Source organism: Agrobacterium sp. GW821-FHT02D03 (assembly GCF_059421725.1).
The window spans coordinates 685001-707326 of the sequence record NZ_JBWKVN010000002.1 but is presented as its reverse complement, the minus strand read 5'-3'; the positions used below and the strand labels follow the sequence as shown (position 1 = coordinate 707326).

General features: G+C 58.1%; 18 protein-coding genes (1 of these 18 running past the window's edge). 14 read left to right on the top strand and 4 right to left on the bottom strand.

What is annotated here, in order from left to right:
• Window positions 1-23: 23 nt before the first annotated feature.
• On the top strand, window positions 24-2753 hold the full coding sequence (locus AC07U5_RS16660; RefSeq protein ID WP_494723686.1) for a DNA translocase FtsK: 2730 nt from the start codon (window positions 24-26) through the stop codon (window positions 2751-2753).
• 162 nt (window positions 2754-2915) lie between these two features.
• On the opposite strand, the gene AC07U5_RS16655 is transcribed toward AC07U5_RS16660, so the two are convergent.
• Complete coding sequence (locus AC07U5_RS16655) at window positions 2916-4898, bottom strand: putative bifunctional diguanylate cyclase/phosphodiesterase (RefSeq protein ID WP_494723685.1); 1983 nt, start codon at window positions 4896-4898, stop codon at window positions 2916-2918.
• A 312-nt stretch (window positions 4899-5210) separates the two neighbouring features.
• On the opposite strand from AC07U5_RS16655, the gene AC07U5_RS16650 reads away from it, so the two are divergent.
• The 3 genes from AC07U5_RS16650 to AC07U5_RS16640 all read left to right on the top strand — a co-directional run bounded on the left by AC07U5_RS16650 (window position 5211) and on the right by AC07U5_RS16640 (window position 7891).
• On the top strand, window positions 5211-6254 hold the full coding sequence (locus AC07U5_RS16650; RefSeq protein WP_494723684.1) for a class I SAM-dependent methyltransferase: 1044 nt from the start codon (window positions 5211-5213) through the stop codon (window positions 6252-6254).
• Window positions 6255-6512: 258 nt separating this feature from the next.
• Window positions 6513-6884 (top strand): DoxX family protein, encoded by a 372-nt coding sequence (locus AC07U5_RS16645; RefSeq protein WP_494723683.1) that lies wholly within the window; start codon window positions 6513-6515, stop codon window positions 6882-6884.
• Between the two features lie 185 nt (window positions 6885-7069).
• Window positions 7070-7891: a bifunctional allantoicase/(S)-ureidoglycine aminohydrolase gene (locus tag AC07U5_RS16640; RefSeq protein ID WP_443266970.1), complete on the top strand. Its 822-nt coding sequence runs from the start codon at window positions 7070-7072 to the stop codon at window positions 7889-7891.
• Window positions 7892-8041: 150 nt separating this feature from the next.
• On the opposite strand, the gene AC07U5_RS16635 is transcribed toward AC07U5_RS16640, so the two are convergent.
• The 3 genes from AC07U5_RS16635 to treY form a co-directional block, all read right to left on the bottom strand.
• Window positions 8042-8836: a 2-keto-4-pentenoate hydratase gene (locus AC07U5_RS16635; protein ID WP_494723682.1), complete on the bottom strand. Its 795-nt coding sequence runs from the start codon at window positions 8834-8836 to the stop codon at window positions 8042-8044.
• A gap of 477 nt (window positions 8837-9313) precedes the next feature.
• Complete coding sequence (locus tag AC07U5_RS16630) at window positions 9314-10513, bottom strand: MFS transporter (protein ID WP_494723681.1); 1200 nt, start codon at window positions 10511-10513, stop codon at window positions 9314-9316.
• Window positions 10514-10706: 193 nt separating this feature from the next.
• Window positions 10707-13235, bottom strand: a complete 2529-nt coding sequence (treY, locus tag AC07U5_RS16625; RefSeq protein WP_494723680.1) for a malto-oligosyltrehalose synthase — start codon at window positions 13233-13235, stop codon at window positions 10707-10709.
• Between the two features lie 246 nt (window positions 13236-13481).
• Here treY and treZ point away from each other — a divergent pair, with 246 nt between their 5' ends.
• The 10 genes from treZ to AC07U5_RS16575 form a co-directional block, all read left to right on the top strand.
• On the top strand, window positions 13482-15263 hold the full coding sequence (gene treZ, locus AC07U5_RS16620; protein ID WP_494723679.1) for a malto-oligosyltrehalose trehalohydrolase: 1782 nt from the start codon (window positions 13482-13484) through the stop codon (window positions 15261-15263).
• A 372-nt stretch (window positions 15264-15635) separates the two neighbouring features.
• Window positions 15636-16727 (top strand): pyrimidine utilization protein A, encoded by a 1092-nt coding sequence (rutA, locus tag AC07U5_RS16615; RefSeq protein WP_494723678.1) that lies wholly within the window; start codon window positions 15636-15638, stop codon window positions 16725-16727.
• Entirely contained in the window at window positions 16724-17461 is a 738-nt protein-coding gene (gene rutB / locus AC07U5_RS16610) for a pyrimidine utilization protein B (RefSeq protein ID WP_062423500.1), read from the top strand. Before rutA ends, rutB begins: the two co-directional genes overlap by 4 nt.
• Before the next feature lie 18 nt (window positions 17462-17479).
• Entirely contained in the window at window positions 17480-17869 is a 390-nt protein-coding gene (gene rutC / locus AC07U5_RS16605) for a pyrimidine utilization protein C (protein WP_062423499.1), read from the top strand.
• 5 nt (window positions 17870-17874) lie between these two features.
• A complete protein-coding gene (gene rutD, locus AC07U5_RS16600; RefSeq protein WP_494723677.1) occupies window positions 17875-18651 on the top strand; it encodes a pyrimidine utilization protein D in 777 nt (258 codons plus the stop codon).
• 252 nt (window positions 18652-18903) lie between these two features.
• Complete coding sequence (locus AC07U5_RS16595) at window positions 18904-19941, top strand: NAD(P)-dependent alcohol dehydrogenase (RefSeq protein WP_494723676.1); 1038 nt, start codon at window positions 18904-18906, stop codon at window positions 19939-19941.
• Between the two features lie 127 nt (window positions 19942-20068).
• Window positions 20069-20497 carry a MerR family transcriptional regulator gene (locus AC07U5_RS16590; protein ID WP_062423496.1) on the top strand — a complete coding sequence of 143 codons (429 nt, stop codon included), beginning with the start codon at window positions 20069-20071 and terminating at the stop codon, window positions 20495-20497.
• Window positions 20433-20849, top strand: a complete 417-nt coding sequence (locus AC07U5_RS16585) for a carboxymuconolactone decarboxylase family protein (protein ID WP_494723675.1) — start codon at window positions 20433-20435, stop codon at window positions 20847-20849. The genes AC07U5_RS16590 and AC07U5_RS16585 overlap by 65 nt, the downstream gene beginning before the upstream one ends.
• A gap of 127 nt (window positions 20850-20976) precedes the next feature.
• Complete coding sequence (locus AC07U5_RS16580; RefSeq protein ID WP_494723674.1) at window positions 20977-22056, top strand: D-TA family PLP-dependent enzyme; 1080 nt, start codon at window positions 20977-20979, stop codon at window positions 22054-22056.
• Between the two features lie 76 nt (window positions 22057-22132).
• Window positions 22133-22326 carry the 5' portion of an acyltransferase family protein gene (locus AC07U5_RS16575; RefSeq protein ID WP_494724266.1) on the top strand. Its footprint extends 898 nt past the window's final position, so the window shows 194 of its 1092 coding nt (coding positions 1-194); the start codon lies at window positions 22133-22135; its stop codon lies beyond the right edge, outside the window.

Genomic DNA, 22326 nt, shown 5'->3' with positions numbered 1-22326 from the left:
GTTGCTGTGCCAATTGTCCGTTTATGATGAGTGTACAGGCTGTCATGCGTTTTCCCCGATCCAATTTTAATAATCCAGGCAATGCGATAGAGGGGGGAGAGGCTGAATCGGCAGACAACATGGTTCAGCATCCCCAAATCCCGGCCGCGCCGGCGCAAAGCTTGACGAAGGCTGAGCGCGCCGCCGTGGGTCGTAACGCCGATCAGATCGCTGCCAATGCGATTGAAGGCCGCCCGGATATGCCCGGCTGGCAGAACGCGTTCACGCTCGGCCCGAATGTCCGCTTTTCCCGCACGCCGCAGAGCATCTTCTCCAGGAAGAACGCTGCCGGTGAAGACATCGTCGCAGAGCAATCAGCAGAACAGGGCGAGGGAGAGTCTCCCGTGGTTGAAGATGCCGCCCAGGCGTCTGCGACTTCGACTGAGAAACAGTCGGCACCGGTGGAGCGCCGCATCGCAAAGCCTGCAGTGCTGCCGCAGCCGCCAGGTGCCACGGGTGCCAGGGCTCTCAGCTATCGTCTGCGTCGCGAACTGGCATTGCGCCAGCAGCAGGAACTAATGCAGCAGGCCGAAGCCGGTACATCGGTGGAAGCCCCGGTCCAGCCAGTCGCGATCGAAGCGAGGCGCGAGACCGGTGCCGCCGAACAGATCGATGTCGCCTGCTTCCCGGCAGAGCACCAGCACAAGCCCACGCTCGACGTGCCATCCTTCGCTGCCCACCTTTCCGACGACATGTTCTGGGAAGTCATGAACCTCGACGTCGAGGGCACGATTGCACCGGACCGTCAGCCCATGCGCCTGTCTGAACTGGCAAGGCTGAAGGCGCAGCGTCTCGCCGCGACAAAACTCACCGCAGTTGAGCAGCAGCCGGCCCCCATCCGTGTTCCGCTCTTGCGCCAGGCACGCGCGGTCGAGCCTGTCGTCATTCGCCAGCAGCCCCGGACAAGCCTGCCTGCCACGCCGGCAGCGGCCGAGTTGAACGGATCGGCCGTCTCGCTTTATCGCGAAGTCGGTGTTCGTGGCTATCAGCCGGCCCAATCCGAGCCGGCAGAGATCGTTGAGGCGACGCCGGTCGATGAGGCCGTCCCTGTAGTCGATGTTGTTGAGCCGGTTGCGATTGAGGCGCCGTCGCCGCGCCGCGAAATCCGCACGGTTGCTCGCAACAATCAGCCAATGTTCCTCGATGCACCTGTCTTCGGGGAAGGCGAATATGAGTATCCGCCAATCGACCTTCTGCAGCCACCGCAGGTGCAGCAGACCACGACAATGACGCCGGAAGCGTTGGAGCAGAGCGCAGGGCTTTTGGAAAGCGTGCTTGAGGATTTCGGCATCAAGGGCGAGATCATCGATGTGCGCCCTGGCCCCGTCGTGACACTTTATGAATTCGAGCCAGCCCCGGGCGTCAAGTCGTCGCGCGTCATCGGCCTGTCGGATGATATTGCCCGCTCCATGTCGGCGCTATCGGCCCGCGTGGCGGTTATTCCTGGCCGCAACGTTATTGGCATCGAATTGCCAAACCCGGTGCGCGAGACTGTCTATTTCCGCGAACTGATCGAATCCCACGACTACGCCGATACGCGGATGAACCTAGCGCTCTGCCTTGGCAAGACCATTGGCGGCGAGCCGGTGGTGGCCGAGCTTGCCAAGATGCCCCACCTTCTGGTGGCAGGTACGACGGGCTCGGGCAAATCCGTTGCCATCAACACCATGATCCTGTCGCTGCTCTATCGGTTGAAGCCGGAAGAATGCCGACTGATCATGGTCGATCCCAAGATGCTCGAGCTTTCCGTCTATGACGGTATTCCGCATCTCCTCACCCCCGTCGTCACCGATCCGAAGAAGGCCGTCATGGCGCTCAAATGGGCGGTGCGCGAGATGGAGGATCGCTATCGCAAGATGTCGCGCCTCGGCGTTCGCAACATCGACGGCTACAATGCGCGCGCTGCCGCTGCTCGCGCCAAGGGCGAGACGGTGATGTGCAACGTCCAGACCGGTTTCGACCGCGCAACGGGCGAGGCAGTCTACGAGCAGGAGGAAATGGACCTTACGGCCATGCCGTACATCGTCGTCATCGTCGACGAGATGGCCGACCTGATGATGGTGGCTGGCAAGGAAATCGAAGGCGCGATCCAGCGCCTGGCACAGATGGCGCGCGCCGCCGGTATCCACCTGATCATGGCAACGCAGCGTCCCTCGGTCGATGTCATCACCGGCACGATCAAGGCCAACTTCCCGACGCGTATTTCCTTCCAGGTCACCTCGAAGATCGATAGCCGCACGATTCTGGGCGAACAGGGCGCCGAACATCTTCTCGGCCAGGGCGATATGCTGCACATGATGGGTGGTGGACGCATCGCCCGTGTTCACGGACCCTTCGTCTCCGACGAGGAAGTCGAAAAGGTCGTCGCACATCTGAAGACGCAAGGTCGTCCGGAATATCTGGGCACGGTGACAGAAGATGCCGACGAGGCCGATGACGGCGAGGATGAGGACAGCGCCGTCTTCGACAAGACCGCGATGGCCGAAGACGATACGGCCGACCTTTACGAGAAGGCCGTGAAGGTGGTCCTGCGCGACAAGAAGTGCTCGACCTCCTACATCCAGCGTCGCCTGTCGATCGGCTACAACCGCGCGGCATCGCTGGTGGAGCGGATGGAGCAGGAGGGCATCGTCGGTCCTGCCAATCATGTCGGCAAGCGCGCCATCATCATCGGGGAGCGGGATGCGCACGAGGTGCCCGGCGCTGGCGACTGAGAGTGGGTCGCTAGAATAGCGGATAGAATATAAAAAGGCCGGCTGCCGTGACAGGCAACCGGCCTTTTGCTTTAGTGGAGCCAGGCGCTCGTGCAGGACCAAGGGCGATAGGCGTTGCAATAATGAAGGCCGCATGACGGGTTTGAAGCAAACAGATCCGGACTATCGCGCACCCTTCACGCCATTCGCTCCCGACACCTCGAAGGCATCGGCAGGTACCGGGCGGCCGACGAAGTAGCCCTGTACGTGGTCGATCCGGAACTGGTGCATCAGGTCCAACTGCTCGACGGTCTCCACGCCTTCGACCAGGATTTTCGGTCCGCGGTTGCGGATGAGGCCGATGATGTCCTTCAGCATGATCCGGCCCCGAGGCGTCGCGCCATCGTGGAGGAAGGACTTGTCGACTTTGACGGTGTCGAAATCGATCAGTCTCAGCCAGGAGAGACCGGCAAATCCGGTGCCGAAATCGTCCAGCCACATCTTGATCCCGAGCATCCTCAGATCGCTGATGCAGCGCAGGACGTCCGAATCCATGTCCATCTCGAGGCCTTCGGTGATTTCGAGGGCCAGTTGTCCGCCTGAAATTCCGAGTTCTCCCAAAATGGCAGCGACTGAGGTGGCAAAACCCGGGCGCTTGAGCTGGATGGGGGAGACGTTGACGCTGACGACCTGCACCTTGCCGGTTTGCAGCATCTGCTGGCAGGCGGTTCGGATCGCCCAAAGCCCGAGATCGGTAATCTTGCCGATCCGCTCCGCTATGGGGATGAAGATGCTGGGGGGAACCTGCGTGCCGTCCAGCAGTCTGAGGCGCATCAGGGCTTCGGCTGCCTGGACACGATCGGTCACGAGGCTGCGGATCGGCTGATAGACCAATGAGACGAGATCCTGCTGAATGGCAATATCCAACAGGGCGGCGACATTTTCCGTATCGTCGCTGGTCAGTGGATCGTCGGGGTCGAAGAGCTTGATCCGGTTGCGCCCGCTTTCCTTGGCAAGATAGAGCGCCCTGTCGGCCTCGTGGATTACGCGCTCCAGTTTCGGCATCGGGATCGGGCGTGCATAGGATGCCCCAACGCTGACGGTGATGACGGAGGTGCCATCGCGTCGGCGTTCATGGGCGAGACAAAGATTTTCGACCGTGCGACAGAGAAGCTCGGCAACCTGTTCGATCTCCTGATGCGTCTTGTAGCGCATCAGCGTGATGAACTCTTCTCCACCATAGCGCCCCACCACGGCATCGTAGTCGCTCATTGCTGCCTGGAGTGTATGGGCAACCTGGACGAGACAGCGATCGCCCTCCTGATGGCCGTAATAATCGTTGTATTTCTTGAAGAAATCGACGTCGATGAGAAAGACCGCGAAACTCCGCTTCGATGTGATCCAGTCGCTCCATAGGCGGCGCAAATGGGCGTCGACCGCACGCCTGTTGGCAACGCCGGTCATCGGGTCGGTATTGGAAAGCCTGAACAAGGCCTCACCGCGATCGTCGGCCTCGCGCTGGCGAACCTTCGCCTCGACAGTGCTTACGAAGACGCGGGTGCGCTCCCGATTGAGGCGCCAGTTCACATAGGAGGTGAAGCTGAAGCAGGCGAGATAGAAGGTGCCGAACGCGATCTGATAATAGACGTCCTTGTGCAGGAAGCTCAGCGCCACGAAAAAGATCACGAGGATGACGCCGGACGCAAACAGCGAGAGTGCAAAGTTGAAGGTGAAAAACAGGTTGGCGCCCATCATGAAGATCGCGCCGAAGACCATGTAGTAGGACATGTTGATGGTGTAGGCCGTCATCAACGCTGGCAACAGCCAGCCGAGGTAACCGCAGACCAGCGCCGCAGCGCAGGTCACATCCATGAGGTCGGTTCTCGTTTCCACTCTCACCTGTGTTTCCAGGATCAGCAGGGCGGCAATGCCAACGACGAAGCGAGCAAACGTGGTGTGAACGGAGACATCAGGAACGAGAAGCACATCCGTGACGGAAAACAGCAGATAGATCAGAACGGCAACCCAGAGACCCTTACGGATCGCCACTCGGCGTTTGACGTCGGCCTCTTCGAAGAAGTGCTGTCGCACGAGCGTCTCGGCGCCGGTGCGAGATGCATCCGCCTGCAGATCGAGCTCCACACTATGTGCCAAACTGTGCTTCATGCACGTTCCTAAAGTTGTACGAATTTCTAGCGAGCGATCATGCTCACCTGATAAATTCCAATGCTCGGTCTGCTCCACCCCCAACCGTCCGTCCTCTCCCTTTGCGGAAACGGGGAAGCTTGCGCAATATTCATACTCGCATGCCGATTAAGTTTGTTTGAATCCCACTCGCGTAATTTTAGTCATTAGTCATACCTTAATAGTTAAGTCCTAGAAAAGAATTCCTCTTCCCTGGTTCTCCAATCGTCGGTGCCGCGCTGGCGCGCCGCCGATTAATCTAGTATTAACAATGGCTTATAAGGGGATTTCTTAGTGGCTCGAAACGATCGTATCGCGCTGGACGGGCAAAGCTTGGTCACACCGGATTCAGTTTCAAAGGAACTGCTGACGCAAAATGAAAGCAACTCGCAACGCGATCTTGCTGTTGCGGAAGCAGAAGTGGCACTTATTCTCAACCTAGCACACCAACAGTTTCTTGCCGGTGGTGCGCCTGCAACCATAATACACGCGGTTGCTGGCAGGCTGCATCAAATGCGTAGAAAATACGACTATAGCGTGTGGACTGAGCTTCTGCCGCTCATTCAGCATCATCCCGTTGCCGATTATTTTCTCGAAGATCCCTTCACCCGATGGTCCTTCGAAAAGCCGCGCGGTTACTCCGGCGATGCGCAGCTTCTGGACTTCATCTACGGCCACGACAGTGTCGCCGACCCACTTGCAGCGGCTTCTCCTCTGGGTACCGCCCTCTATGACTATACCCGCGAGGCGTCATCCTCCGTCGCAGTTCGCGAGCGGCGCGATATTCTGACGCGTTACGTCGACGACATTGCGCAGGAGAAAGGGTCTGAGACAGAGATTCTTACCATCGCAGCCGGTCATTTGCGCGAAGCAAACCGCTCGCAAGCGCTTGCCTCGAAGGGGATCAAGCGCTGGGTTGCTCTCGATCAGGACCCCTTAAGCATCGGCTCCATTGCGCGCGACTTTGCCGGCACGTGCGTCGAAGCTGTCGACGGTTCGGTCAAAGATCTTCTTGCCCGCTCCCACGATCTTGGACAATTCGACTTCGTCTATGCCGCAGGTCTTTATGATTATCTGACGGATAAGGTGGCAATCAAGCTGACGAAGAGATGCCTCGATATGCTCAAACCCGGCGGCACCTTCCTCTTCGCCAATTTCGCCGAAGACATTGCCGTCGATGGCTACATGGAATCCTTCATGAACTGGACGCTGCTTCTGCGCAGCAAGGCGGATATGTGGAAGATCATCAATGCCAGCATCGCTCCGTCCCTTGCTGAGAGCGAGGTCTTCCATGGGGAGAACCACAACATTGTCTATGGCGTGATCAGAAAGCTCTGAACATCCAAATGACCTCACCGTTTCGATGAGAAGAGAGGCTGAGGTCATTTTAGTCGTCAAGGTTCAGATCGACGAGCGATGGTGTTCGTCGATCTGAACCATCGACCCTGACCAATTCAACGACATTCCAAATGGTCGCGCCTTTTAGCGTTAATACCGGGGCTTGTTTGTTATCCAAGCCCAGTATTGGTGATTGTCGCGCTCACCATAATCTGTAAGATTTCATCTCGGGGCACATTATCTCCTGAGGGGACGATCATGATGGTTTGGGCGGGACGCGTCATTTCGGCGCTCGTTGTTCTTTTTTTGCTTGTCGATGCTTACACAGGGCTGTTTGCGGCACAGACGCTGAAGGCGGAGATGGATGCCACGGGCTTTCCTTCCAATCTTGTGCCCGCCATCGGGATCATCGCGCTGATTTGCGGCGTCCTCTACGCTATCCCGGCCACCTCGGTGATCGGCGCGGTTCTGACGACAGCCTTTCTCGGCGGCGCGATCTGCACCCACTTTCGCGTCGGAGAAATTTTGAGCCCTTCTCAGATCGTGTGTCTGGTGGTGGGCGTTGCCGCCTGGGCTGGGCTCTATTTTCGCGATAGCCGCGTGCGGCAGCTCATGCCTTTCAAGGTCTGAGGGAACGAGATTCCTGACTTCGAGCGAGCGAGCGCGCTATCGCATCGCACGGCGCAATCTCGGTGCTTCAAAAAATCAAAGAAGTCTGGAAATCGCGCTGGCGAGTGGAATGATTGCGGGGTAATCCTAGCTGCGAACAGGCCACACGATGCTTGTGGCTCGATATGGAATCGTTGGAGTGCATGATGGAAAAGAAGCGTTACTACTCTGATTTTGGCGGGTTGCCAGGGCAGACGGAGCTGCTTTCCAGCAAAGCGGTGTTCACCACCGCCTATGCGGTCATTCCAAAGCGGGTCATGTCAGACATCGTCACCAGCGTGTTGCCGCACTGGACCGATACGCGCGCCTGGATCATCGCCCGGCCGATGACGGGATTCTCCGAGACTTTCGCGCAGTACATTATGGAAGTGCAGCCGGGCGGTGGAAGCGACAAGCCGGAGCCGGATGCGCGCGCCCAGGCGGCGATCTTCATGGTCGATGGTGAGATGACGATCACCTTCGAAGGCCAAGTGCACGCTCTTCGCTCGGGCTCGTTCGCCTACATCCCGGCGGGAAGCCAATGGTCGCTGCGGGCCAAGGGCGGCTCGGCTGCGAAATTCCACTGGGTTCGCAAGGTGTTCGACAAGGTCGAAGGTCTCGAATTACCGCCAGCCATCTTCACGCATGAAGACGAGCACGAACTCTCCGCCATGCCGGACACCGATGGCAAATGGGCAACCACCCGCTTCATCGATCCGGCGGATGGTCGTTACGACATGCATCTCAACATCGTCACCTTCGAACCCGGCGCGACTATTCCTTTCATGGAAACCCATGTCATGGAGCACGGCCTTTTCGTGCTCGAAGGCAAGGCGGTCTATCGCCTCAACGATGATTGGGTGGAAGTCGAAGCGGGCGACTTCATGTGGCTGCGTGCCTACTGCCCGCAGGCCTGCTACGCCGGTGGCCCAGGCCGTTTCCGCTATCTTCTCTACAAGGACGTCAACCGTCACGTGAAGCTGTGGTAATCGTCGCAGCATCGCCCTGAAAGCCGGCGACGTTTGAGATCAAGGCTTAGGAGCGCGCCCATGGAGAACGGGTGCGCTCTGTCTGCTTTTGGCTAGTGCATTCTGCTTTCCCAGAGCTGCCTCCGCTTTTCGGCGGATGCTGTAGGGGTCTCAGCCAGGTAGCTGGATGTCCATCTCGCCGATCCCTTCCCAGCGAGCGGTGATCCGCGTCGCTTCGCCAAGGCGGATCATCCCGCACAGGCTTCCGGTGGTGATCACCTGACCACGCTTCAACCCGCCTAAGTGATCGTTCTGCGCATTGGCGTAAGTGAGGAGAGGTGCGACCGGGTCCATTTGCGGATGCACCGGGATGGCGCCGAAGAGAACGTCGTCCTCCGCCTCGACCATGAGTGGCGGCAGGCTCGGATCCTGAAGGGCAAGCGCTTCCATGACGGAGGTGTCGATCGCCGGTCCGAGGACGAAGGAATGGTTGGCAAGCCTGTCGGCGAGGAACAGCGGAAACGGCACACGGCTTTCTTCCGTCAACCGATAGCTGACGAACTCTGCGCCGAGATTAATGGATTCGACCGCGTCCAGGATCGTCTCGCGCGTATAGGTCTCGCCGAGCGGCAGCGCGGGTAGATCCTCGGCAAGCACGAAGCAGACTTCGATTTCGATGCCGACGGCACCGGGCTTCGGGACTGTCAGCGTGCTGTCCTGCACCTCGTCATAAAGATCGAGCAGAGGGGCTGCGACCGGACGACCATTGTTCAGACCAAGCTTCCAGCCTGCAACGTCCTTGCCGATCGTTCCGACAGCCAACGCCTGCACGGCCATGGCGCTATCGATCGTCGGCGGGATAAGGTCTCGGCTTTCGAGCTTCTCGGCGCTGATGGACGACTGTCGTGCTTCCGCTTCAGCCAGAATCATACCGAGTCTGATATTCGCTTCCGTGATCGTCGTCATATATTTCCCCGCAGGTCCGGCTTTCACAGCTTCATTACAGGCAAATCTCACGCTGACAAGAGAACGGCGCAAGGGCTGGGAAACAAAAGGCCGGTCGTCAACACAATATTAAGCATGAAGTTACGTCGGTCTACATGCCCGTCACGGATAAACCGTAGACGCTAATACAGCTTCTCCTGTTGCTTGTCGCAGTAACGATCTGAATATTTTCAAGCATCTACCGCCAGGAAGTCCTCAACATAAAGAGGCTGGTCGCCAGCTTTCACACCCTGATCATCTGGCTAACTTCGGACGATGTGGCTCTGAGGACCCGGGGCAAGACCTGGAGGGTTTGATCTTGAAAAATGCCGCAGGCTTAAGGTGCCGCGCGTTCGATTGGACGCGCAGCACTGTACCTCTTTGATTTGACGCATCGGCCCGAAAATCGAGTCCGATTTTCGGGCCGATGCAGTAGAGACAGCGGGCGGCTTCTTCAAGTCAGATACGGCGGCCGGGCAGTTGCGGCAGAAGAACGGTCAGCAGGCCCAGAAGCGGAAGATACGAGCAGATTTGATACACAAATTCTATGCCCTGCCGATCGGCGAAGACGCCAAGGACCGCGGCACCAATCCCGCCGAAGCCGAAGGCAAAGCCGAAAAACATGCCGGCAATCAACCCCACGCGACCGGGTACCAGTTCCTGAGCGAAAACGACGATCGCGGAAAAGGCAGACGAGAAGATGAAGCCGATGACGACCACCAGAACCGCTGTCCAGAGGAGGTTGGCATAGGGCAGGATCAGGGCAAAGGGTATGACGCCGAGGATCGAGAACCAGATAACGACGCGAGAGCCAAAACGGTCGCCGATCGGGCCGCCAAAGAAGACGCCGGCAGCGGAAGCGCCGAGGAACAGAAACAGCAGGATTTGCGCATTCTGCACCGATACACCGAACTTCTCGATGGTGAAGAAAGTGAAGTAGCTGGAAATGCTGGCAAGATAAGCGTTTTTCGTCGCGGTCAGAACCACGAGAACGGCAAGCGTCATCAACACCTTGTTGCGGGGCAGCGGCAACTCACGGCTGACAGGTCGTTTTCCTGCCGCACTGCGCCGATGGCGGCTGTACCAGATACTGACCCATGACAGGATGGCAAAGCCGGTCAGCGCAATGATCGAAAACCAGCTGAGAACCTCCTGGCCTCTCGGAATGACGATGAAGGCCGCAAGCAGCGGTCCGATTGCGGTGCCCGTATTGCCGCCCACCTGGAAGAAGGATTGTGCCAGACCGTGGCGTCCACCGGAGGCGACGCGCGCCACTCGGGAGGCTTCGGGGTGAAAGATCGCCGAGCCGACGCCGATCAGGCAGGCGCCAAGCACCAGAACCGGGAAACTATGGGCATAGGCAAGTGTGATCAGGCCCGTGCAGGTGGAGAGCATCGCGGCTGGAAGCGAGAATGGCATGGGCCACTTGTCCGTCGCGACACCGACAGCCGGCTGCAACAGCGACGCCGTCACCAGGAAGGCGAAGGTCAAAAGCCCGATCTGCCCGAAGTCGAGCGCATAATTGGCTTTGAGCAGCGGATAAAGCGATGTCAGCAGCGACTGCATGATGTCGTTCAGCATGTGGCAGAAGCTTGCCGCTGCGATGATGGAAAAGGTCGTTACTTCGGGGGTGAAGCCGGGATTGGTCACTCTGGCCATGAGGGGATCTCCAAACACGCGCTTGCACGCGTTTGCCTCTTCTGAGAGTTCGGGCCCTCATGTTCAAGGTCAAATTTCCGGATTTCGTGTATTTTAGGAAAATAAGATTTGCCTAGGGCAGCTTTTTCTTCGGCCAGACTGATCGCGAACGCAGCTTCGGTTTTGAAAGCCGAAGCTGCGATTGATTCGATGATCAAACTGTCCTGAAAACCAGGAAAGGGTGACCTTCATCGGACGCGACCAATTTCAGAATATCGCTCGTTTCGACCTGATCTTCCGCCCACACGTTTCGGAGCCGCTTGTTTTTCAGCGCCGCCGGAAGGTCTACGGTAGTATCGCCAAGCGTTGGCGGAAGAGCCCGATCCTCGCCATGGCCAAGCGTAAAGCGTGGGAGAACGACGAGCACTGCTTTCTCACCGTTCACTCTTGCAAAGGCGATCGGCTTCCCACCCATGTTGGTTGTGGCCTCAAGCGGCACATAGTCTCCGTCGTTGAACAGGTCAGGCTCCGATTGCCGGAGGCGGAGCAGCGCGGCGGTGACATATTGCTTCAGCGAGCCATCATACCAGGCGGAGATTTCGGCCGCATCCGGCTTGCGTCCTTCTGCCAGTCGTTTTGACAGGCTGTCGTAATCCGGTTCGCGGCGATTGTCGGGGTCGACAAGGCTGAAATCGAAGCCTTCGCTGCCCTGATAGATGTCAGGAATGCCAGGCGCCATGAGCTTGATGATCGTCTGGGTAAGGCCGTTTGCAAGCCCGGCCTCGATGAAGGGTTTTATGGTCTCGGCAAAGCGCGTCAGGAAGTCTTTGTTGTCTTTCGAAAAAAGGTGCGAGGCATAGGCCAGAACAGCTTCTTCATACTCCTCGTTGGAGTCACCCCAGTCGGTCCTGAGTTTTGCCTCACGCAGCGCTTTCTCCAGATAGGTAAGGAAGCGCTCTCTCAACTCCTCGACCGCGTTTTCGTCATCGGCGTCGAAGCGCGGAGGGAGAAAGCCGGCGAGCGCCTGGTAAATCATCCACTCGACTTCAGGCTCAGGAGCAGGGCCATCTGGAAGCTGCTGAACAGCCTTGGCATTCATCGCACGCCACCCCTCAACGGCTGCAATCCAGACTTCAGGTGCTTCCGACAGCGCATAGAGGCGCGCTCTCGCATCTTCGCCACGCTTCGTGTCGTGGGTGGAGGTGCTTGAAATCCCCATGGGCTGCCGTTCCTTGCGGATCCGCATTTCCTCATGAAAATGATCGAGAGAAAAGTCAGGCTGGATAGGCTCAGCGCCGACCTCATTCAGGCCAAGCAGCATGTTGTGACGGAAAAACAGCGTATCCTCGATGGACTTCGCCATGATCGGGCCGGTCAATTGCTGGAACTTGGTACGGAAAGTCAGTGCATCCTGTGCCGCAGAGGTTGGCACATCGCCCTTGAGGATGCCGGTGATCAAGGCAAGCGCCTCGATCGACACGGGATGGCCAGCGTCCCCAATGCCTTCGATGACCTGGTCCAGGAGGGCCTTGTCGTCCGCGCGCATGCCCTCAGGGGTTCCGTAGGTGCGGTAGACCGGGAAGGCGATCAGCATTTCGCTAAGCGCGTCTTTCAGCTCGCCTTCCGTCGTAGGGCGTCCTGCCTGCTCGGCAATCTTGGCTGCCAGTTTCATCAGGACAGTGACCTCACCCTCGAAGTTCCTGCTGGCCATCAAGAGCTTTGCGGCGCGCAACTGCTCCTTCGCATCGACTCGTTTTTCTCCGAGACCTGCATAGGCGGATTGCAACACCTCAAGTTTCGCGCCATCCACCAGGGCATGGCTGAGGGCGGCGACGAACTCGTAGCCCGTCGTACCAGAAACCGGCCAGTCGGCTGGAAGCTGCTCGCCTTCGCCCAGGATCTTCTCGACGACGATATAGCAGTCCGGCCCTGCGGCCTGCCGCAGCCGGTCGAGATATCCCTTCGGATCCGCAAGTCCATCGATGTGGTCGAGACGCAGGCCCTGGACGGCACCGCTGCGCACCAGTTCGAGGATCAGCCGATGACTATCCTCGAAGACCGCCTCGTCTTCCACCCGCACGCCAGCAAGTCCCGTGACCTCGAAAAAGCGTCGATAGGACAGGTCACGCGCCGCATCCCGCCAGGACATCAGCCGGTAGGGCTGTTGCTCATGCAGTTGCGAAATCGAAGCCTTGTCCGAAATCTTCAAAATCTCGTCTTCACGCCCGTCATATGTCGCCGGGTTCAGCGGAAAGAACGATTCGAAGTAAGCCAAACTTGGCTTGCCCGTCTTCGGATCGGGCTTGATGGTCAGATCGCCCGCCTCCAGCACAGCCTCAAAATCGTCGCCGAGAACCGGCAAGGTCAAGCGCCGCGACCAGTCGATATCGAAATGGCGCGCATATCGGCTTTCCGCACCATGCTCGACCACATCCTTCCACCAGGGCGTCTCGAGCGATGCCGCCATGTGATTGGGAACGATATCGAGAATGAGACCGAGCCCCGCATCCTTCAACGTCCCGACCATGCGGTCGAAGCCAGCTCGGCCGCCAATCGCAGGATCGATTTCGTTCGCGTCGGTGACATCGTAGCCATGTGTCGATGCCGATGTCGCCGTGAAGATCGGTGACGCATAGAGATGGCTGATCCCGAGCGTTTTCAGATAGGGAACGAGCGCGCTCGCCCGATCGAAGGTCATGCCGTTGCGGAATTGCAGGCGATAGGTGGCGGTCGGAAATTTCATGCGACAATCCCAAAAGTGGCCGCTGCTTTGGCCGGTGAAAGCTGGCGAGAGAACAGTCGATGGCTTCGACGTTCTGGTCCGGAAGATCTATGAAGCGCTGCGCAAACTGCGCTTGTGGGCGAGTAGTTCCACCAGACGAGTCGCTTTGCGCGATGTCGAACAGGCAGTGAGAAATTCAAGAAATGCCCGTGAACTTTTTTCACGAAGTTCGGTTTGATGCAGTGCACACCAGCATGAGGGTCTTCGGTGGTTCACGCATTCGATTTTGGTCCAGCCATTTCCGATCAGGATATCGAGTTTCGCCTTTGGGCACCTTTGCATGATAAGGTGCTGCTCAACATCGAAGGCGCAACGCCGGAGGTGATGAAGCGGGACGATGAGGGCTGGCATCGGCTGCGCAAGCCGAGAGCTGAAGCCGCACTACGATACAGCTTTACTCTGCCGGATGGCCTGGAGGTTCCAGATCCCGCCTCACGCTTTCAACCGCGCGACGTCCATGGTCAAAGTGAGGTCGTCGATCTGTCGAGCTTCCCATGGAAGAGCGCCAACTGGCACGGACGACCTTGGGAGGAGATCATTATCTATGAACTCCACATCGGCACCTTCACCAAAGAAGGGACGTTCCAAGGCGCGATCGCCCATCTCGATCATCTGCGTGATCTCGGCGTCACGGCGATCCAGATAATGCCTGTCGCGGATTTTCCAGGTGGCTATAATTGGGGCTATGACGGCGTCATGCCCTACGCGCCGGACAGCAGCTACGGCCGTCCGGAAGATTTGATGGGGCTTGTCGATGCCGCCCATGAGCGCGGGCTCTGTGTCTTCCTCGATGTCGTTTACAATCACTTTGGCCCGGACGGCAATTACATGCCCAATTACGCGCCGCTCTTCTCGCCGCATCACGAGAACCCGTGGGGACAGGGCCTCAACTATGATGATGAGCAATCCGAGCATGTGCGCGAATTCATCATTCAGAATGCCGTCTATTGGGTAACGCAATTCCGGTTCGATGGCTTAAGGCTTGATGCCGTTCATGCGATCGTTGACGACAGCGACGAACACCTTTTGAGCGAACTTGCCCGCCGTGTTCGTGCCGCCGTAACTGACCGCCACATTCATCTGATCGTCGAGAACGAAGAGAATGACAGCGATCTCTTGAGCCGTGATGAGGAGGGAAAGCCGGAGCGTTTTACCGCGCAATGGAATGACGATATCCACCATGTGCTCCATATCGCAGCGACGGGTGAGACCTTCGGTTACTACAAGGCCTATTCGGGCGATGACGACAAGATCGGTCGCGCCCTAGCCGAAGGCTTCGCCTTTCAAGGCGAGCATATGCCCTACCGCGACGAGGAGCGCGGCAAGCCGAGCGCTCACCTGCCGCCAACAGCCTTTATCTCCTTCATTCAAAATCACGATCAGATCGGCAACCGGGCGCTCGGCGACAGGATGCAGACCTATGCTCCTGAAGCGGCACTCAAGGCGATCACCGCGATCTATCTGCTCGCGCCGCAAATCCCCATGCTGTTCATGGGGGAGGAGTGGGGCTCGCGCGATCCCTTCCGCTATTTCTGTGACTTCAACGAAGACTTGAACCAGAAGGTGAGGGATGGGCGCCGCGAGGAATTGTCTCGCCTGCCGGGCTTCGACGGCGAGAATGTGCCCGATCCGACCGCAAGGGAAACCTTTATAGCCAGCAAGCTCGACTGGTCGAAGGTTGGAGATGAAAAAGCGACCGAGCTGCTCAGCTTCTACAAGACGCTGCTCGACCTGCGGAAACGGCACATCGTGCCGCTGCTGACGAAGATCGTCCCCGATACAACGCACTACGATGTCAGGGATGGCATTGTTACGGTCGACTGGGGAATGGAGGACGGAGCAACGCTTCGACTGATCGCCAATCTTTCCGGAAAGAACGGTGAGACCGAGACCGACGCGACAACAGGCGGCGAGCTTTTCAGCCTTGGAACCATCAGCGCGAAGGCCATATCGCCATGGGCTGTCCACTGGACCTTACAGCCAGCTTGATAGGAAGGTCAGGCGGTTTTAACGCCTGACAATTCTCCACTTTACAAAGGCCGTGAAGCAGCAGCCTCCGCTGCCTCGAACCTGCTTGGCTTGCAATCGACAATACCGATAGTCAAGCATGCAATATTTTCGGTTGATCTTTGCGTCCAGTCGGGTGAGCATCCCTCTTTCGGGCCGATTTGCCGATTGCGCGATAGGCCCATTGGCCCACGATTCATTGATCTATTTCAGCCGAGGGGAACGAGAAGACTTAAACAATCTGTCGTCGAAATAGTCGATCCGCCGGGGCTTGAGGCTGATGCCACATCTATGCCGTCCCCGGTGCTGCAAGTCACAGAGCATTATCGGTAGAGTTCGAAGAAGGACATATTTATGGAAATTGGAGTCTTTATCCCGATTGGAAACAATGGCTGGCTGTTGTCGGAGAATGCGCCGCAATACAAGCCAAGCTTCGAGCTGAACAAAGAGATCACTCTCAAGGCAGAGAAATACGGTTTCGATTTCGCCTTGTCGATGATCAAGCTTCGCGGCTTTGGGGGGAAGACCGAGTTCTGGGATCATAATCTCGAATCCTTCACGCTGATGGCAGGTCTTGCCGCCGTCACCACCCGCATCAAGCTGTTTGCCACAGCCGCCTCACTCGTCATGCCGCCGGCCATCGTCGCAAGAATGGCCTCCACCATCGACAGCATTTCCAACGGCCGCTTCGGCATCAATCTCGTGACTGGCTGGCAGCGGCCGGAATATTCGCAGATGGGCATGTGGCCGGGCGACGAGTATTTCGGCAAGCGCTACGCATACCTTGCCGAGTACGCCACGATCCTGCGCGAATTGTGGGAAAAGGGGCAGAGCGACTTCAAGGGCGAGTTCTTCCAGATGGACGACTGCCGGCTGTCGCCGCAGCCTCAGGCCGATATGAAGGTGATTTGCGCGGGCTCCTCCAATGCCGGCATGGAGTTTTCCGCCAAATATGCAGACTACAATTTCTGTTTCGGTGTCGGCGTCAACACCCCCACCGCGTTTGCGCCCGCCGCCGAGAGGTTGAGGGAAGCAACAGCCAAGACGGGCCGCGATGTATCGTCCTTCGTGCTCTTCATGATCATCGCCGACGAGACGGACGAGGCCGCCAGGGCGAAATGGGAGCATTACAAGGCCGGTGCCGACCAAGAAGCAATCAAGTGGCTTGGCGTCCAGGGTGCTGCCGATACCAAATCCGGTTCGGACACCAATGTCCGGCAGATGGCCGACCCGGTGTCCGCCGTCAACATCAACATGGGAACGCTTGTCGGCTCTTACGAAACCGTAGCGCGACTGCTTGATGAGGTGCCGACCGTGCCTGGGACGGGCGGCGTGCTTCTGACGTTCGATGATTTCGTCAAGGGCGTCGAAGATTTCGGAACCAAGATCCAGCCGCTGATGGCATGCCGCAAACATGTAAAGCCCCTTCTCGAGGCGGCGGAATGAGCACCATGACAACAGGATACCAGGCACCCGCCGTTCACAGCAAGAGCGTCACATTGCCGGCCCGTCCGGAGCCGATCATGCTAAAGCCGGAAGAAACCGCCGTCGTCGTCGTCGACATGCAGAATGCCTATTCGACGGAAGGCGGCTATGTCGATCTCGCCGGCTTCGACATTTCCGGTGCCAAGGGTACGATCGATAATATCCGTAAAACCCTGGATGCGGCGCGCGCTGCCGGCGTTCAGGTGGTCTATTTCCAGAATGGCTGGGACAAGGATTATGTCGAGGCTGGCGGTCCGGGCTCTCCCAACTGGCACAAATCCAATGCGCTGAAATATATGCGCGCCAATCCGGATGCTCAGGGCAAGCTGCTTGCCAAAGGGACCTGGGATTACGCCATCGTTGATGAGCTTCAGCCGAAACCCGGCGACATCCTTGTGCCGAAGACCCGCTACAGTGGCTTCTTCAATACGCAGATGGACAGCATCCTGCGCGCCCGCGGCATCCGAAACCTCGTCTTCGTTGGCATTGCCACCAATGTCTGTGTCGAAAGCTCGCTTCGCGATGCCTTCCATCTGGAATATTTCGGTATCATGTTGGAAGACGCGACCCATCATCTCGGCCCCGATTTCATTCAGCAGGCGACTGTCTACAACGTCGAAAAGTTTTTCGGATGGGTAGCGACCGTCAATGATTTCTGTGGTGTCATCAGCCAGGCTGCGCCTGCCAATTCCTGATTGTAGAAGGACAAACTTATGCCGAAGAAGATCATCGTTCCAGAAGGCACATCGAAGCCGATTGCACCATTTTCGCCCGGCACGCTGGCAGATGGGATCGTCTATGTCTCCGGAACGCTGCCATTCGACAAGAACAACGACGTCGTTCATGTGGGTGACGCCAGCGCCCAGACCCGCCACGTGCTGGAGACCATCAAGTCGGTGATCGAAACTGCCGGTGGCACGATGGAAGACGTGACGATGAACCATATCTTCATCACCGACTGGGCCAATTATCAGGCCGTCAATGCCGTTTATGCCGAGTACTTTCCAGGCGACAAGCCGGCGCGCTACTGCATTCAATGCGGTCTGGTGAAGCCGGATGCCCTGGTGGAAATCGCAACCGTCGCTCATATCGGCAAGCCGTAAGCGCTATGCATTTCGATCTGCACGGAAGACAAGACGCCGATGCGCCGACAATTATCCTGTCATCGGGCCTCGGCGGATCGGCAAGCTACTGGGCGCCGCAGCTTGCGGCGCTGTCGGATGACTATCGGATCGTCACCTATGATCATCGCGGTTGTGGAAGCACCGGTGGCGAGGTGCCAGCCGATGGCGGCATCGCGGCCATGGCGGATGATGTGCTGGAAATTGCCGAGCAACTGGGTCTCACACGCTTCGACTTCATGGGGCATGCCTTGGGCGGCCTGATCGGTCTTGATCTTGCCCTTCGCAAGCCCGGAATGATCGGAAAGCTCGTCCTCATCAATGCCTGGAGCAAGGCCGATCCGCATTCCGGACGGTGTTTTGATGTGCGCATCGAGCTTCTGGAAAAGTCAGGCGTTCCGGCTTTCGTCAAGGCGCAGCCTTTGTTCCTCTATCCGGCAGTCTGGATGTCGGAGAATGCGGAAAGGCTGGAGGCGGAGGAGCGTCACGCCATCGATCATTTTCAGGGGCGCACCAATATCCTTCGCCGCATCGCTGCCCTGCGTGCCTTCGATGTCGATAACCGGTTACGGGATATCAAAACGGAAACGCTGGTCATCGCCACCCGCGATGATCTTCTCGTGCCTTACACGCGGTCGATCCGTCTGGCGGAGGGCTTGTCAAACAGCCAGTTGCAGCTCGTCGACTTTGGTGCTCACGCTGTCAACGTCACGGCTCCGGATACGTTCAACGCTGCTATACTGCGCTTTTTGCAAGCCTTCTGATACTTTTTCGTTACTTGTTCAGGCACAGCAACATCACCCCTTCCAAGAAACAGAAATGGCACAAAGGAAGGGGTTGCTTTCCGCCGCCTGACGTTTCATCACCTTCTTATAGAGCGCCGTGCGTCCTTTAGGACGCACAAAGGACGCTCTAACTTTTTGGATCTACGCATCGTGCTTTCCGAAAATCGATTCCGATTTTCGGAAAGCACGATGCTGTAGACGCGTGTCGCATCAAGATTGAAGGAGGAAACGATGAAGGCTCTGGTTCTGGAGGAAAAGGGAAAGCTGTCGCTTCGCGACTTCGATATTCCCGGCACGCTCGGCCCGAAAGATGTGAAGATCCGCACCCATACCGTCGGCATCTGCGGCTCGGATGTGCATTATTACACGCACGGCAAGATTGGCCATTTCGTCGTGAAGGCGCCGATGGTGCTCGGCCACGAGGCAGCGGGAACGATTGACGAAGTTGGCGCCGAGGTCACGCATCTTAAGGTCGGAGACCGCGTGTGCATGGAGCCTGGCATTCCCGACCCGACCTCGCGTGCCGCCAAACTCGGCATCTACAATGTTGATCCCGCCGTGACCTTCTGGGCGACGCCGCCGGTTCATGGCTGCTTGACGCCGGAGGTCATTCACCCCGCCGCCTTCACCTACAAGCTGCCCGACAACGTCTCCTTCGGCGAGGGCGCCATGGTCGAGCCCTTCGCCATAGGTATGCAGGCAGCACTGAGAGCACGGATCCAGCCGGGCGATGTGGCTGTGGTCACGGGTGCCGGACCGATCGGTATGATGGTGGCGCTTGCAGCCCTTGCGGGCGGTTGCGCCAAGGTGATTGTTGCCGATCTTGCTCAGCCCAAACTTGATATCATAGGTGCCTATGACGGTATCGAGACGGTCAATATCCGAGAAACATCCCTTCCGGATGCTGTCGCCAAAGCAACCGATGGCTGGGGCTGCGATATCGTGTTCGAATGCTCAGGGGCGGCTCCTGCTATTCTCGGCATGGCAAAGCTTGCTCGTCCAGGCGGGGCAATTGTGCTTGTCGGCATGCCGGTCGATCCGGTGCCGGTCGATATCGTCGGATTGCAGGCCAAGGAACTGCGAGTCGAGACCGTCTTCCGTTACGCCAATGTCTATGACCGCGCGCTCGCGCTTATCGGTTCTGGCAAGGTCGATTTAAAGCCGCTGATCTCGGCCACCATCCCCTTCGAAGACAGCATCGCCGGTTTCGATCGTGCGGTGGAGGCGCGCGAAACCGATGTGAAGTTGCAGATCACCATGCCGCAATGACCGGCGCGGTGCCGGGTGCCAAGCTTTGGCACCCGCTGAAATATTTCTCTTCAAAGGCCTGAATGGCTGTTGACCTAGAGTGTGCTCTAACTTGTAGCTTCCTCTGCGTCATGACGATGAGGTGCTGATGAAGATCGGTGAACTGGCAAAACGCTCCGGCCTTTCGGCCTTTACGATCCGCTATTACGAGCGGATCGGCTTGCTGCCCTATGCCGATCGCGACCGCTCGAGCAGGCGCGATTACGATCCCGAGATATTGATCTGGATCGAGTTTCTCGGAAGGCTGAAAACGACAGGAATGCCGATCCGGGACATGCTGCGCTATGCCGCCTTGCGAAAGCAGGGCGACACGACCGTGCCCGAACGGCAGGCGATGCTGGAAACGCATCGCGACCAAGTTCGCGATCGGGTTGCCGAACTTCAGCAGTGCCTCCTCGTCCTCGACCAGAAGATCGCCGGATATGCCGGCGAAGATCAGAGGATGACAGATGATGACGCAGCCACAGGAAAATCCAAACGAAAGCCGGCTGGAGCGCGGCAAGCGCGTACTCGCTGAGATTGATGGTGAGGCCGGAGAAAAGGTAATTGCGGCGCTCGCCGATATCGCACCGGACTTCGCGACTTATCTCTTCGAGTTTCCCTTCGGCGACATTTACAGCCGGCCCGGACTCGATACCAAAGCAAGGGAAATCGCAACCATCGCCGCACTGACAGCCATGGGCAATGCCGCGCCACAGTTGAAGGTGCACATCGAAGCGGGTCTGAATGTCGGGCTCTCGCGTGACGAGATTACCGAAATCATCACGCAGATGGCCGTCTATGCCGGATTTCCAGCAGCGCTGAACGGCCTGTTTGCCGCCAAGGATGTCTTCGCTGCGATGGACGAGCGGGAAGCCGCGGCCGCGTGAGGGGCAACTCCAAGGGCTAAACCCGCGCGAACTCACCGCGGGCGCTATTTCTCCATCTCCCTGTAGCAATGGGAGAGAAAGGGATATAGCGTCCCGCCGCCAAACCAGCGTTGCCCCTGAGGATGTTATGCCCCTATCCGACCAGCAGATTGCCGAGCTCAACACGCCCGCCGTTGTCGTGGACCTCGATATCGCCAAGAAAAATATCTCCCGCTTTCAGGATTATGCCGACATCCACGGGCTGAAGGTCAGGCCGCATATCAAGACGCATAAGCTCCCGGCTGTTGCGGAAATACAGCTCGCTGCAGGGGCAGTGGGCATTACCTGCCAGAAAGTATCGGAAGCCGAGGCTATGATCGCCGGAAGCGATGCGATCAAGGACGTACTGATCACCTACAACATTCTCGGTGCTGCGAAGTTGAAGCAGCTGCGAGCCCTGGCCGGCAAGGTTCGGCTATCGGTCGTTGCCGATAGTGCCGACGTCGTGCAGGGTCTCTCGCAGGCCTTCGCCGATGCTGCCGAACCGCTCAACGTTCTGGTCGAGTGCAATACGGGTGCGAACCGCTGCGGCGTTCCAACGCCGGAAGCCGCAGCCGGACTGGCCGTCATCATCGATCAGGCGCCGGGACTGGTGTTCGGCGGATTGATGACCTACCCGGCACCTTCAGGTGAGGCCGCGGTTCAGAGCTTCATGACGCAGGCCAAGCGACTGATCGAGGAGAAGGGGATTGCTGTTACCGTCATCACCTCCGGCGGCACGCCGTCGATGATGCATGCGGCGAAGGCACCGGTCGTGACGGAATATCGCCCAGGAACATACGTTTATAACGACAGATCGCTTGTGACCCGTGGCGTCTGTGGCTGGGACGAATGCGCCTTGAACGTGATTGCCACGGTCGTTTCGGTTCCGGCGGAAAACCGCGCCATCATCGATGCCGGCTCGAAAGCGCTGACGTCGGACCTTCTCGGTCTCACGGGCTATGGCCATGTTCTCGGCCGTGAGGACATCACGATCGATCAGCTGTCGGAGGAGCACGGACGTCTTGTGACCGAAGGACCGATCGGGCTGAAGGTAGGCGACAAGCTTCGCATCGTCCCAAATCACGCCTGCGTCGTCACCAACCTAGTCGATAGCTTGACGGTGATTGGCGAAGACATGTCCGAGCCGGAAGTCTGGCCTGTCGCGGCGCGCGGCCTGATCGTCTGAGTTTTTTGCTCGAAAGGATGAACCGCAGAGAGGCTGTCGCGTTTGTGAGTTTTATTGACCTCTGAGAATTTTGATGATTGCGACGCCTCAGCCCGAACGCTTCGTTTTACTGGATGGAATTCGGGGCGTTGCAGCCGTCGCAATTGTCCACCGCCACGCGGAATTCTTTTTCGGCAGGCCGGAAGCATCCAGCTATCTGGCCGTCGATCTGTTCTTCGCCCTGAGTGGTTTCGTTCTCGCACATGCCTATGGCGAAAGACTGCGAACCGG